The organism is Sphingobacteriaceae bacterium GW460-11-11-14-LB5 (assembly GCA_002151545.1).
Classification (GTDB): domain Bacteria; phylum Bacteroidota; class Bacteroidia; order Sphingobacteriales; family Sphingobacteriaceae; genus Pedobacter.
This window is the reverse complement of sequence record CP021237.1, coordinates 3,659,194-3,672,192: the sequence shown is the minus strand read 5'-3', so window position 1 is coordinate 3,672,192 and position 12,999 is coordinate 3,659,194. Positions and strand designations below refer to the sequence as shown.

Genomic DNA, 12,999 nt, shown 5'->3' with positions numbered 1-12,999 from the left:
GTAACATTTGGGTTAAGTGCTAAAAATATGAAATTTTTTCTATCTCAGGAAACGGAGGGAAGTCGGGAATCTTCAGTCGGGAGTCCGAAGTCTATGGATAATAGTCGGATAGTTCATGGTTGATAGTCTTGTAGCTCATAGCTTGGAACTAATGAACTAATGACCAGTGAACAAATGTTCTAATGAACCAAAAACGGTTCTACTTTTTCCATTGCAAAAGCCAGTTGCTCTTCCTGGGTAAGATCGGTGTTATCTAAAATAATGGCATCATCAGCCCGAACCAATGGGCTTTCCTTTCTGGTCGTATCAGCGTAGTCGCGGTGCGCCAGGTTTTCAAAAACCTCTTCCAAAGTGGTTTCGTTATTGCCTTTGCTCTCCAGTTCCTTAAATCTGCGTTCGGCCCTGATTTTCGGATCGGCTGTCATAAAGAATTTCACTGGGGCATCAGGGAAAACGGTAGTACCGATATCACGGCCATCCATCACAATGTTTTTCGATTTACCCATGCGTTGCTGTTGTTTCACCATTTCATGACGAACGATTTTATGGGCAGAAACCTCACTTACATTTTCAGAAACCGGCATCAAACGGATTTCGTCAGAAACTTCTTCACCATTAAGCGTGATATGGGATTCGTAATCGCGGGAATGGAAATTTAATTCGATATGTTGTAGTGCATCAACAACTTTAGTATCATCAGTAATATCGATGTTATTTCTTAAGAAATAGAGCGTAACGGCACGATACATCGCTCCGCTATCTACATAAATGAAACCTAATTTTTTAGCCAATGCTTTTGCTAATGTACTTTTTCCGCAAGATGAATAGCCATCTATTGCTATTACCAGGTTTTTCTTCATCGTAGCGCAAAGGTAAAAAATAGAAACAGAATGCTGAATTTTTTAAAAATATAAAGATAGATTCTAAACAAGCTCATGCTAAAACATTGATTTATTGTAATGTGTTTACCTATAAAATAAATACAAGTTTATGTTACTATCTGAAAAAATGTTGACGGCGCTGAATAACCAGGTTAAATTGGAAGCCGAATCATCACAAGTTTATCTGGGCATTGCCTCATGGCTAGAAACGCAGCCGGGTTTAGAGGGGTATACTGAGTTTTTTTACCGCCAGAGTGACGAAGAACGTCATCACATGCTTAAACTGATCCATTATATCAATGATCGTGATGGACATGCGATCATCACTGCTCTTGAAATGCCCAAAAATTCTTTCGGGCAGGTGATAGAGGTATTTCAGGATTTTCTGGATAATGAGCTGCTGGTGTCGAAAAGTATAAACGATTTGGTAGAACTTTCATTGAATGAGAAAGATTATCTCACCTTTAAATTTTTACAATGGTATTTAGATGAACAGCTTGAAGAAGAAAAAATGGCGAAAACGATGTTAGAGAAACTTCAGTTAGTGGGTAGTGATCGGGGAGGAATTTATCAGTTGGATAAAGATATTGTGGGTTTACGCAGTAAGGTTAGCGAAACCAAAGAAGGTGAATAACCTGTTTTTTTCCTGTTTACAAATTCTTACTTTTGCGGCATGTTGCCTACAAGAGAAGAAATTTTACGATCAGTTAGTTTTAAAACTTCCAGAAGTGGGGGCAAAGGTGGGCAAAATGTAAATAAAGTTTCGAGTAAGGTAGAATTGATTTTCGACCTCGACACTGCGGCTTATTTCGACGAAGATGAAAAAGCGCTCCTAAAATCCAGGTTGGCGCACCGCCTGGATACTGAGGGATTATTACATATTGTTTCTCAGGAAGACCGGAGCCAGTTACTGAATAAAGAAAAAACTGTAGCCAAGTTGATTGAATTGTTAAAACGATCGCTTCAGGTTCAGAAGAAAAGAAAAGCAACCAAAATCCCTAAAGCAGTTGTTCAAAAAAGATTGAAGAATAAGGCTGTGAATGCCGAAAAGAAGAAAAACAGGAAAATAATTGATTTCTAGGTGCTTAAGTTTTTATCTTTACTAATTATTTAGTTGGTTTCGTTCATCTGTTGTGAAAGCGGCATCCATTTTTAATTTTTGTGGACGTAAATGGCATTAAAATTGACAGTGCTAAGCACACACAAATAATTAAATCAAATGAAAAAAACTATTTTAGCGCTGGCCATTATGGCTACACTTGCTGCCTGCAAGAAAAATCCTAAAGAAATTCCAAATCCAGTTCCTGAAGAAAAATTATCCCCTGATATTGCCTTTACAGTTAAGGGAGCAACCCAAGATACTCAACCATTATATCCATCATCTGAAACTTTTAATTTTTTAGGGTTCGGATATGATGTTACGGATAAGTTTAATGATCAAGCTTCTGTAAGGGCCAGTGTAGTCGATATTCCTGCTTATGATGCCGATGGAGCATATAATGTTGTTTTTATTAGAGGCACACAATCTTCGTGGAGGACTACCCAGGCTCAAAGTGCGGTTGATTTATCAACAAAATTGTCTGATTCATATAAAGCAACAAAGGGCTTAAAGCTCTTTGGTAACACTATAAATCAGGCATTTCCAGAAACGGATGCTACTGATAAAAAATATGTCTACGGACATTATTCTTATTACATGATCTGGAAGTTATATAAGTTTTATTACGACCAGTCGGTAAATAAATTTTTAACAGCAGATTTTAAGAGAGATATTACTTTGTTAACTGCTCAGGACCTTATTAATAAATATGGCACACATGTATTAACAAACATAAAAATAGGTTCTAAATTCGATGTTGTTTACCAGGCGGAAGCACCTCAGAACGAGAGAAGGGGGGCGATTATTATGGAAGGATTACGTTATACATTAAAAAGGACATTTGGTTTGCCTACTGGCTACCTGGATGAGCCTATCCTGCGCAATTTAAATGATAATACTTCTGCCCAGATCTATTATAGCTCAACCGGGGGTGATATTACCAAATTAAAACGCGAAACCGTAAATAACAGCGTTATTGTAAACCTTAACAATTGGGTTGCTTCCACTACAGAAGATAAAGCAACATTTATAGGCGCTTCAGACGATGGTTTGGCTCCAATATATAACTTTATTGATGATGCAGCTAAAAAGGCTGAAGTAAAAGCTTACCTCGATCAGTATTATTCGGCAAAAACAGTTAAGCTGACAAATTAGTTAAACAATAAAGGGCGATTTAATCGCCCTTTATTGTTTCTTCATTATATCTAATTAAATGTCAGATAGAAATATCTGACATCACTCAGAAACCAATTTAAACATTTAACCGATTAACCTAACTTTTCCCAAACCGATAATACAAACTTAAACCGCCGTAATTCTGTGGCTTCGCCACACTTTTAACTTCTTTGGTTTTAAAGATGATGTTAAAATCGGCTGTAAATCTTTTTGAACTATAATTTACACCAAACTGTTGTTCAAAAACAATAGGTTTTACCCCAAAGGTTAACGGGCTGTTATCATTAAATAGACTGCCCTGTATGGTGGCATCGTAAGCAACAAAGTTTAGCTGCGGTTTTACATAAAAGAAAAATTCCGAATTGTTTAAGCTTTTTGTTTTCGAATTTCCGATCACTGCGTTGTGATAAGCACTGTTGAACAATTGATTCAGTTTACCGGCCCTAAAAAGTACCGATGCACCCAAACCCGAAAAAGTTGTGCCTAAATTGGCATAACCTTGCGCACTGATATCCACAATCGGGTCTTCAGGTCTGAACAGCAATTTGCTATAATTTGCAGCAAGGTTTACAGCCAGTTCATTTTTAATCTGGTAATCCCAGCCTGCAGGCGTATAAAATCCTACGGTTTTATGCAGGAAACGTTGTGCTGTTTGGGCAAGCGAGTTAGGACCTACGGTTCCCAGTTCTACACTGGTTTTTAAAACACTTTCATTTTTATAGAAAACAGAATAAGCCCCACCAGCATAAAGATAACCTGCAAAAGGCCTGTCCTGATCTTCTTTGTTCGGTACCTGCCCCCAATAAGGCGTATACATTTTCTGTCCGGCAGAAATTTCATAGGTCTTTTTCTCTATTTTATCCGATAGTTTTTCGGTATTAATGGCGTGGCGGAAGTAGATAAATAATCCGTTGGTATAATACCGGTCATTTAATGTAGCCAAATAAGCATCGTTTTCGGTTTTAAAACCGAATTCGTTTTTAAAAGATTGAGCGAAACTGGTTGAAACAACCAAACAAAAAACTATAGTGAATAAAAATGATCTCATAAAAAAGCCCAGGCAATTTACCTGGGCTATAAAAGTATTTATTGTAATTGGATTTTTGATTGTTAATCCAAAAGAATTGTCAATTAGTTTACAATCGGCGCAATTTTAACGCTTAAATCTAAAGGTTTCTTTACCTTATTCTTAGTTAAAGCCAATTCAATTACTTCGCTCATTTCGGTTACATAATGGAATTTTAAATCCTTAATGTAACTTTCTTTAATTTCTAAAATATCTTTACGGTTGCTTTTGCAAAGGATAATTTCTTTAATGTTTGCCCTTTTTGCTGCTAGAATTTTTTCTTTAATTCCACCAACTGGAAGTACTTTTCCACGTAGGGTAATCTCACCAGTCATGGCTAAATGCTGTTTTACTTTACGTTGTGTAAATGCCGACGTTAAGGCGGTAAGCATCGTTACCCCGGCCGAAGGTCCGTCTTTTGGTGTAGCACCTGCCGGCACGTGTACGTGAACATCCCAGTTATCAAATAAAGTGTAGTCTATATCAAATTCGGCTGCGTGTGCACGTAAATAGGCTAGTGCAATAACTGCCGATTCTTTCATTACATCACCCAGATTACCTGTTAAAGTAAGTTTACCTTTTCCGGGACTTAAGCTCGATTCGATAAATAAAATATCTCCTCCAACACTTGTCCAGGCCAAACCTGTTACTACTCCAGCCACTTCATTGCCTTCGTACAAGTCTTTATCATAAATTGGTGCACCTAAAATACGCTCTACATCTTCATTATTTAAATTTGAATCGTAGGTTTCTTCCATCGCAATTTTTGTAGCCACACCACGCACTAAAGAACCTATTTTTTTCTCCAAACCACGCACACCCGATTCTCTGGTATAATCTTCAATCACTTTTTCGATCAGTGGCGTTTTCAGGTTAATATCCTTGGTTTGTAAACCATGGTTTTCTTTCTGTTTTGGCAACAGGTATTTTTTAGCGATTTCTATTTTTTCTTCAATCGTATATCCGTTTACTTCAATAATCTCCATACGATCTAATAATGCAGGTTGTATGGTGCTTAATGAGTTTGCTGTTGCAATAAACAGGATGTTCGATAAATCGTAATCCATTTCTACATAATGATCGTAGAAGGCGCTGTTTTGCTCGGGATCTAATACCTCAAGCAAAGCTGATGATGGATCGCCACGGTGGTCGGTGCCTACTTTATCAATCTCATCCAAAACAAAAACAGGATTATCTGCCCCCGCTTTTTTAATAGACGAAATAATACGGCCTGGCATTGCGCCGATATAAGTTTTACGGTGACCTCTGATTTCTGCTTCATCGCGGATACCGCCTAAAGCCATACGTACATACTTACGCCCTAATGCTTTGGCTATCGACTTTCCTAAAGATGTTTTACCAACTCCCGGAGGGCCAACCAAACATAAAATTGGCGCTTTCATATTGCGCTTTAGTTTTAGAACGGCTAAGTATTCGATAATACGCTGCTTCACTTTTTCTAAACCAAAGTGATCTTTATCTAAGATACGTTGTGCTCTTTTTAGGTCGAAATTATCTTTTGTAAACTCGCTCCAGGGTAAATCTAAAAGGAGTTCTAAATAGTTTAACTGAACAGAGTAATCGGGAGCAGCAGGATTCATTCTACCCAGCTTATCTAGCTCCTTATCAAAATGTTCGGCAACTGCTTTGGCCCATTTTTTCTTTTTAGCCTTTTCCTGTAAAGCATCAAATTCTAAATCGGCAGAGTTACCACCCAATTCTTCCTGAATGGTTTTTAGCTGTTGATTTAAGAAATAATCGCGTTGTTGTTTGTCTAAATCGGTACGTACTTTCGATTGGATCTGATTTCTCAGCTCCAGCATCTGCAATTCGACCATTAGCAGTTCCATTACCTTTTGTGCCCTTTCCTGCAGTTTATCCATTTCAAGGATTTTTTGCTTATCGGCCATTTCGGCATTCATATTTGATGAAATGAAATTGATCAAAAATGAATTGCTCTCAATGTTTTTAAGTGCAATACTGGCTTCACTTGGAATATTTGGCGAAAGCTGGATAATCTGAGCAGACATCTCGCGTATAGAAGCGATTAACGTTTTAAACTCTTTATCTGCCTTGTGCTTTTGTTCTTCGAATTTTTTAACAACCGCTTTAATGTAAGGCTCGTTCTGTACCTCTTCAATTAAGCTGAAACGTTGTTTACCCTGAATAATTACCGTGGTATTTCCATCAGGCATCTGCAATAGCTTAATGATGTTTGCAACAGTACCAACCGTGTTAAGCTGCTCAAAAGTAGGGTCTTCAATGGAAACGTCTTTTTGAGAAACAACCCCAATAATCTTATTTCCTTTGTAAGCTTCCTTAATTAACTTAATTGATTTATCTCTTCCAACTGTAATAGGGATAACTACTCCTGGAAATAAAACTGTGTTTCGCAAAGGCAATATGGCCAACGTTTCGGGCGTTTCCTCATTGTTCATTTCCTCTTCGTCTTGTTGAGACATTAAGGGAAAAAATTCGGTATCCTCGTTTATGATTGGCATTGCTGTATGGAAATCAAATATATCTTGTTTACTCATTATCACATTTTCCGCTAACGACAAACTGGCAGTTTAATCGTATTCACTTTGTTTAATTTTGGTATTAAGTTAATAAATTCAACTCTTGTGCCAAAGTGAAAATAATATTAATCTTATGTTAAAAAGGCAGAGTAATATAAATATTTCCGCCAATATCATATAAAGCATATTTTAGCGTTTAAGCTAATGTTTAGGACAATTGGTTTTGAATGAAAGAAAATTAAAAACTTTTAAATTATCAGAATAGGATTATATTGCAAAAAATTTCTCCTATAAATTTGGTTAGGCGTTAGATTTGTTAAACTTATTACTCATACATGAACTATTTTAAAAAGGCGATTTTAGGATTAATTATTTTTACATCAACCAGTAGTTTCGCGCAAGGCAATTACGAAAGAAGCATGCAGGCGATGATGAAAGGTGATTATAAAACTGCCGCTATACAATTAGAAAAAGCTGATACTAAAACGCCTGATAATGCAAATGTGCTCCAGATGCTTGGATATTCTTATTTCCAAAATCGCGAATACGAGAAATGTATTGCCACTTACAGCCGGTTATTAACCATTAAACCTACTGAGGTTTCTGCTTATTATTATCGTGGTATAGCCAGGTTAAAAATCGCTAACGATCCTAAAGAATCGTTAAATAGCATGCGTGAAAACTTTTATTTGGCATCTCTCAAAGATTTTACAAAAGCCATTGAAATTAATGGAGATGAAGATGCCCAGATGTTTCAGAACCGTGGTTTAGCTTACAAAGATTATGCGATTTTCAGGTCTTTTAAAGCAAAGAAAAAAGAAGAAAAAGCAGCTTGTGTAGCGCTGTTCAATAACTCTATCGCCGATTTTCAGAAAGTATTAACCTTGCAGCCATTAAGAAAAGATATTGTCGATTGGGTAACCTACGATAAGGCGCAGATTGCAAGCCTAAAATAAAATATAGCCTTTAAAGAAAAATGGGACCCGAATATTTTCGGGTCCCATTTTTTTTATTTCAGCTTTCCAATTACTGAATACTTCTTTTGCTTTAGCAATCTAATTTTCTGCTGTTTTCTGATCGCGTACAAGCTATCCGGGCAGTAGGTTAAGGTATCCTGAGATTGGTATAAGATATTCTTGTTATCGATAATAATCTCTATTTTACCTGCTTTCTGACCGTTCCAGGTGATAGAAACCTTCTTAACAGGGATTTTTCTATTATCAGAAGTATAAATATCTACGCCATTTTGTGCTGTTACTTTAAAACTTCCTTTCCACGAGGTTTTATTGATATCAGCGTTAACGAAAATGGCTAATTCTTTCGTCCAGTCAGTAATTTTAGCGGTTTTGTTTTCGGCTGTTCCATTTACGTTAACGGTTTTATTTACAACCGGGTTTAGCTTTTGTAAGCGCGAAATTTCCTTTCCAAAATATCCCTTTACATCAAAATACAATAAATCGGTATTTGCTTCAGCTTCTTTTCGCTGATTGCAGGAAAACATTGCCAAAGCAAATACCAGGATAACAAGTTTTTTAATCATTATACTAAAACATTTCCTGTCATTTCTGCTGGAATAGCTACGCCTAATATTTTTAAAATAGTAGGGGCAATGTCGCCTAACTTGCCATCTGCAATGCTTTTATAATCCTTATCGATTAAAATACAAGGAACCAGGTTGGTGGTATGTGCAGTATTGGCAGATCCATCACCATTCACCATAAATTCAGAGTTTCCGTGATCGGCCAAAAGAATAAACGAGTAACCATTTTCCAAACCTTTTTTTACCACAGTTTCTGCACATTTATCTGCAGTTTCTACTGCTTTTACCACAGCCTCAAAAACGCCTGTGTGGCCAACCATATCTGGATTGGCAAAGTTTAAACAAATAAAATCGGCCCATCCTGTTTCCATTTCTTTGGTAATGGCATCGGTAATTCCTGCGGCACTCATTTCAGGCTGAAGATCGTAGGTAGCTACTTTTGGAGAAGGAATTAAAAGGCGTTTTTCGTTTTTAAATTCGGCTTCCCGTCCTCCTGAAAAGAAGAAAGTTACGTGAGGATATTTTTCGGTTTCAGCAATACGGATCTGATTTTTATTGTTATCAGCCAATACTTCGCCAATGGTTTGGGTTAAATCATCTTTGGTGAAAATTACGTTTACCTTTTCAAAACTCTCATCGTAAGTAGTCATGGTAACATAATACAACGGCAGTTTATGCATTTGCTGTTCCGGGAAATCCTTTTGCGTTAACGCAGTGGTAATTTCACGACCTCTATCGGTACGGAAATTAAAACAGATTACCACATCATCGTTTTGAATGGTAGCTACTGGTGCACCATTATCCTGTGTTAATACAATTGGTTTTAAAAACTCATCAGTTACGCCATCAGCATAGGATTTTTTGATCGCCGCCAAAGCATCTTGTGTTCTTTCACCAATGCCATTTACCATTACATCGTAAGCTTGTTTAACGCGCTCCCAACGGTTATCGCGGTCCATTGCGTAATAACGGCCAACCATGGTCGCCAATTTAGCATTGCTGTTTTGAATATGGTTTTCCAGATCAGTAATAAAGCCCAGGCCAGAGTTTGGATCGGTATCACGACCATCTAAAAAAGCATGAACAAAAGTATTTGGCACATTAGCTTCATTAGCAGCATCGCATAAAGCTTTTAAATGTTCGATATGGGCATGCACACCACCGTTTGAAACCAGACCGATAAAGTGAACTGCTTTGTTATGCTGTTTCGCATAATCGAACGCACTTATTAAAACCGGATTGCTATGCAATTCTCTATCGGTAATTGATTTGTTGATCCGGCCAAGCTCCTGGTAAACTACCCGGCCTGCACCTAAGTTCATGTGCCCAACTTCCGAGTTTCCCATTTGTCCCGCTGGCAGACCTACTGCTTCACCAGATGCTTCAAGTTTAGAATTTGGGTAATGCTGAAGTAAAGAATCGAAAAAAGGAGTGTTGGCGGCATATGCAGCATCAGAATTATCTTGTTTTCCGTAGCCCCAACCATCTAGAATTATAAGCGCGAGTTTTTTATCGTTTACCATTTTTATTGTAAAATTTATTGATCCACATTAAAACATTTTCATGTATAACATGTTTTAGTGTTTTGTTTATATGGCAAATATAACTTTATTGAAGCTTATACAAATGAAGAAATCCTTTTTTTGATACGCTAATGGCATAATTTTAGCTATAGGGTTCTGTATAAAATACAGAAATGATCCGGAGCTTATTTTTACTCATTATTAGTTTGTCATCATTATATCACCCTACAGCTCTTCAGGCAGATATTATTGATGATTTATCCTCGTATTTTAAGGCTGGTAACTCGAAAGAAATTGCCAAAAGTTTCGCCTCAACTATCGAACTTATTATTGTTGACGAGGAAGATGTATACTCAAAAGCACAGGGTGAACAGATTTTAAGAGATTTTTTTGTCAAACATCCGCCGGTAAAAACAAGTATTTTTCATAAAATTAATACCAATCCAAATTATCGTTTTGGCGTAATTATTTTAGGTACTGCAAAAGAGACTTTCAGGGTTTCCATCACGATGAAAAAATTCAACACCAGCTTTTCGATTACCGAATTAAGGATAGAGCCTGCTAAAGATTAAGGTAAATAGAATCAGCTCGACTTTCGAAGTTTCCATCTGCATATCCAACTGCGTTTTATAAGTTACAATTCACTTTAACCCGTCAGTAAATTGTCTGCTAACAAATAATTCTTATTTTTGCGGCATAAAATCTACATTTTGGATACTCAACTTATACATCAATTCATAAAAAATGCCCTTACCGAAGATGTTGGCGATGGTGATCATACCTCACTTTCAACAATTCCAGCCGGAACGCAGGGAAAAGCAAAACTGATTATCAAAGAAAATGGTGTTTTGGCCGGGATTGAACTGGCTATTGAGATTTTTAAGGAGGTTGATGCCGAATTGAAAGTTGATGTATTGTTACAGGATGGTGCCGAGGTAAAAGTGGGCGATATTGCCTTAACCGTTTCCGGAAGTACACATGCCATTTTAATTGCCGAACGGTTGGTTTTAAACTGTATGCAGCGCATGAGTGGCATTGCTACTAAAACTCATCGGATTGTTTCTTTGTTAAAAACAACCAAAACCAAAATTTTAGATACCCGTAAAACTACCCCAGGGCTTCGCTATTTAGAAAAGTGGGCTGTTCGGATTGGTGGAGGTGTAAATCACCGGATTGGCCTGTATGATATGATCTTGATTAAAGACAATCATGTAGATTATGCAGGAGGGATTTCAAATGCCATTACAGCTGCTAAAAAATATCTGATTGATCAAAATAAAGTCCTTCAGATCGAAATTGAAGTGAGGAATTTAGATGAATTATCTCAGGTTTTGGCTATTGGTGGTGTAGACCGTATTATGCTTGATAATTTCAGTTTCGAAAACTTAAGGGCAGCGGTTAAATTAATCGATGGTAAATTTATCACAGAGGCTTCCGGCGGCATTACAGAAGAGAATGTTGCAGCATATGCAGCTTGTGGAGTAGATTTTATTTCTATGGGGGCACTTACACACTCAGTGAAAAGCCTGGATATGAGTTTAAAAGCATACTAAAGTGATTTGCTATAAAATTAAAAGCTTATTTTTTGTATCATTGTAGGCTATGGTTACGGTTTATTCTCTCAGCGCGTTATTAGTTGCCTACCTTTTTGGATCTATACCAACAGCTGTATGGCTTGGTCAGGCTTTTTATGGCGTTGACGTAAGGGAGTACGGAAGTGGTAATGCTGGCGCAACCAATACCTTCAGGGTGCTGGGTAAAAAAGCCGGAATTGCAGTAATGATCATCGATATTGCAAAAGGTTATACCGCAACCAATCTGGCCTATCTGATTGGCATGTCGGTTACCGGGCCACAAAATTCAGTTATTTTTGTTAATTATCAACTTGCACTCGGTGTAACCGCAGTAATGGGACATTTGTTTCCTGTTTTTGCCGGCTTTAGAGGTGGAAAAGGTGTGGCCACACTTTTTGGAATGATTTTGGCAGTTAACTTCGAAGCATCTATGCTTTGTGTTCTGGTTTTTGTGGTGGTATTGTTGTTAACCAAATATGTTTCATTAAGCTCCATTTGCGCGGGATTTACTTTTCCACTGAGCGTGGTCTTTTTGTTTCAGGTTTCGATTAAATCTGAAGTGCTTTACGGCATGGTGGTTTGTATTCTAATCCTGGTTACACACCAAAAAAATCTCGAAAGATTGCTGAAAGGCAAAGAATCTAAAGTGTATTTGTTTAGAAAGAAAACTAATTAATTAAACAAAACACATTTCATTAAAACTTATTGATAGGCTTACTGTTTAATCATCGGTTTTGCTTATCACCTTATTTACAAATCATTTAAAATCGAATTTATGAAAAAGTTATTTTTAACAGCAAGTGTTGCTGGGATTTTATTATTTAACTCCTGTTCCACTGTTCCTTTAACAGGTCGTAGCCGATTTGATTTAGTGAGTAACGACCAGGTTTTGCCAATGGCATTCCAGGCGTACAGCACCTTTTTAACTGAAAATAAAACGACGGTTTTACCCGCTTCGAATGCGCAGGCTTTGAAAGTTAAAACCATTGGCAGTAGATTAATCACAGCTGTGAAATCGTATATGAACAGCAATAACTATGGTAACCTCATTGCAGATTACCAGTGGGAAGTGAACGTTGTACAGAATAATGAGAAAAATGCCTGGTGTATGCCAGGAGGTAAGATTGTGGTTTATACCGGTATTTTGCCTGTTACCCAGGATGATGCGGGTTTAGCTACGGTAATGGGACACGAGATTGCCCATGCCATTGCAGGTCACTCTGCAGAACGGATGTCGAACGAAATGGTTGCACAGGGTTTGGGTGCAGCAGCAGGGTTAGCACTATCCAAAAATCCTAAAGCACAGTCTATTTTCAATGCAGGTTATGGCGTTGGGGGGCAAGTGGCAATGTTAAAATTCAGTCGTAATCAGGAATTAGAGGCCGACCGTTTAGGCTTGATTTTTATGGCAATGGCTGGCTACAATCCTCAAAATGCGACCAGTTTCTGGAACAGGATGTCTGCTGCATCTGCAGGAGCTCAAAAACCAGCTGAGTTTTTAAGTACTCACCCAAGTGATGCTACCCGTATTGCTCAGATCCAAAAATATTTACCAGAAGCACAGCAGTATTATAAGAAATAAGGTTTAGGGCTTAAGGTTTAAGGTGGAAGGTTTCGCATG

General features: G+C 37.6%; 13 protein-coding genes. 8 read left to right on the top strand and 5 right to left on the bottom strand.

The annotated features are described in order from the left end of the window. Positions 1-179: 179 nt before the first annotated feature. Positions 180-860, bottom strand: a complete 681-nt coding sequence (locus tag CA265_14580) for a cytidylate kinase (GenBank protein ID ARS40816.1) — start codon at positions 858-860, stop codon at positions 180-182. A gap of 130 nt (positions 861-990) precedes the next feature. On the opposite strand from CA265_14580, the gene CA265_14575 reads away from it, so the two are divergent. The 3 genes from CA265_14575 to CA265_14565 all read left to right on the top strand — a co-directional run bounded on the left by CA265_14575 (position 991) and on the right by CA265_14565 (position 3,135). Continuing rightward, positions 991-1,515: a ferritin gene (locus CA265_14575; GenBank protein ID ARS40815.1), complete on the top strand. Its 525-nt coding sequence runs from the start codon at positions 991-993 to the stop codon at positions 1,513-1,515. Between the two features lie 39 nt (positions 1,516-1,554). Continuing rightward, on the top strand, positions 1,555-1,962 hold the full coding sequence (locus tag CA265_14570; GenBank protein ARS40814.1) for an aminoacyl-tRNA hydrolase: 408 nt from the start codon (positions 1,555-1,557) through the stop codon (positions 1,960-1,962). Positions 1,963-2,100: 138 nt separating this feature from the next. Then, positions 2,101-3,135: a hypothetical protein gene (locus CA265_14565; GenBank protein ARS40813.1), complete on the top strand. Its 1,035-nt coding sequence runs from the start codon at positions 2,101-2,103 to the stop codon at positions 3,133-3,135. Positions 3,136-3,253: 118 nt separating this feature from the next. Here the strand turns inward: CA265_14565 and CA265_14560 are convergent, their stop codons facing one another. Both CA265_14560 and CA265_14555 read right to left on the bottom strand, forming a co-directional pair. Beyond that, a complete protein-coding gene (locus tag CA265_14560) occupies positions 3,254-4,204 on the bottom strand; it encodes a hypothetical protein (GenBank protein ID ARS40812.1) in 951 nt (316 codons plus the stop codon). 83 nt (positions 4,205-4,287) lie between these two features. After that, entirely contained in the window at positions 4,288-6,759 is a 2,472-nt protein-coding gene (locus tag CA265_14555; protein ID ARS40811.1) for an endopeptidase La, read from the bottom strand. Between the two features lie 317 nt (positions 6,760-7,076). Here CA265_14555 and CA265_14550 point away from each other — a divergent pair, with 317 nt between their 5' ends. After that, positions 7,077-7,697 (top strand): hypothetical protein, encoded by a 621-nt coding sequence (locus CA265_14550; protein ARS40810.1) that lies wholly within the window; start codon positions 7,077-7,079, stop codon positions 7,695-7,697. A gap of 53 nt (positions 7,698-7,750) precedes the next feature. Here the strand turns inward: CA265_14550 and CA265_14545 are convergent, their stop codons facing one another. Continuing rightward, positions 7,751-8,281, bottom strand: a complete 531-nt coding sequence (locus CA265_14545; GenBank protein ID ARS40809.1) for a hypothetical protein — start codon at positions 8,279-8,281, stop codon at positions 7,751-7,753. Further along, on the bottom strand, positions 8,281-9,804 hold the full coding sequence (locus CA265_14540; protein ID ARS40808.1) for a phosphoglycerate mutase (2,3-diphosphoglycerate-independent): 1,524 nt from the start codon (positions 9,802-9,804) through the stop codon (positions 8,281-8,283). Before CA265_14540 ends, CA265_14545 begins: the two co-directional genes overlap by 1 nt. Positions 9,805-9,977: 173 nt before the next feature. Between CA265_14540 and CA265_14535 the strand changes: the two genes are divergently transcribed. The 4 genes from CA265_14535 to CA265_14520 all read left to right on the top strand — a co-directional run bounded on the left by CA265_14535 (position 9,978) and on the right by CA265_14520 (position 12,960). Further along, positions 9,978-10,376, top strand: coding sequence for a DUF4783 domain-containing protein (locus CA265_14535; GenBank protein ID ARS40807.1), 399 nt, complete (start codon positions 9,978-9,980; stop codon positions 10,374-10,376). A 138-nt stretch (positions 10,377-10,514) separates the two neighbouring features. Continuing rightward, positions 10,515-11,357, top strand: a complete 843-nt coding sequence (locus CA265_14530; protein ID ARS40806.1) for a nicotinate-nucleotide diphosphorylase (carboxylating) — start codon at positions 10,515-10,517, stop codon at positions 11,355-11,357. Positions 11,358-11,406: 49 nt separating this feature from the next. After that, entirely contained in the window at positions 11,407-12,054 is a 648-nt protein-coding gene (locus CA265_14525) for an acyl-phosphate glycerol 3-phosphate acyltransferase (GenBank protein ID ARS40805.1), read from the top strand. A gap of 99 nt (positions 12,055-12,153) precedes the next feature. Then, positions 12,154-12,960 carry a peptidase M48 gene (locus CA265_14520; GenBank protein ID ARS40804.1) on the top strand — a complete coding sequence of 269 codons (807 nt, stop codon included), beginning with the start codon at positions 12,154-12,156 and terminating at the stop codon, positions 12,958-12,960. Positions 12,961-12,999: the final 39 nt, after the last annotated feature.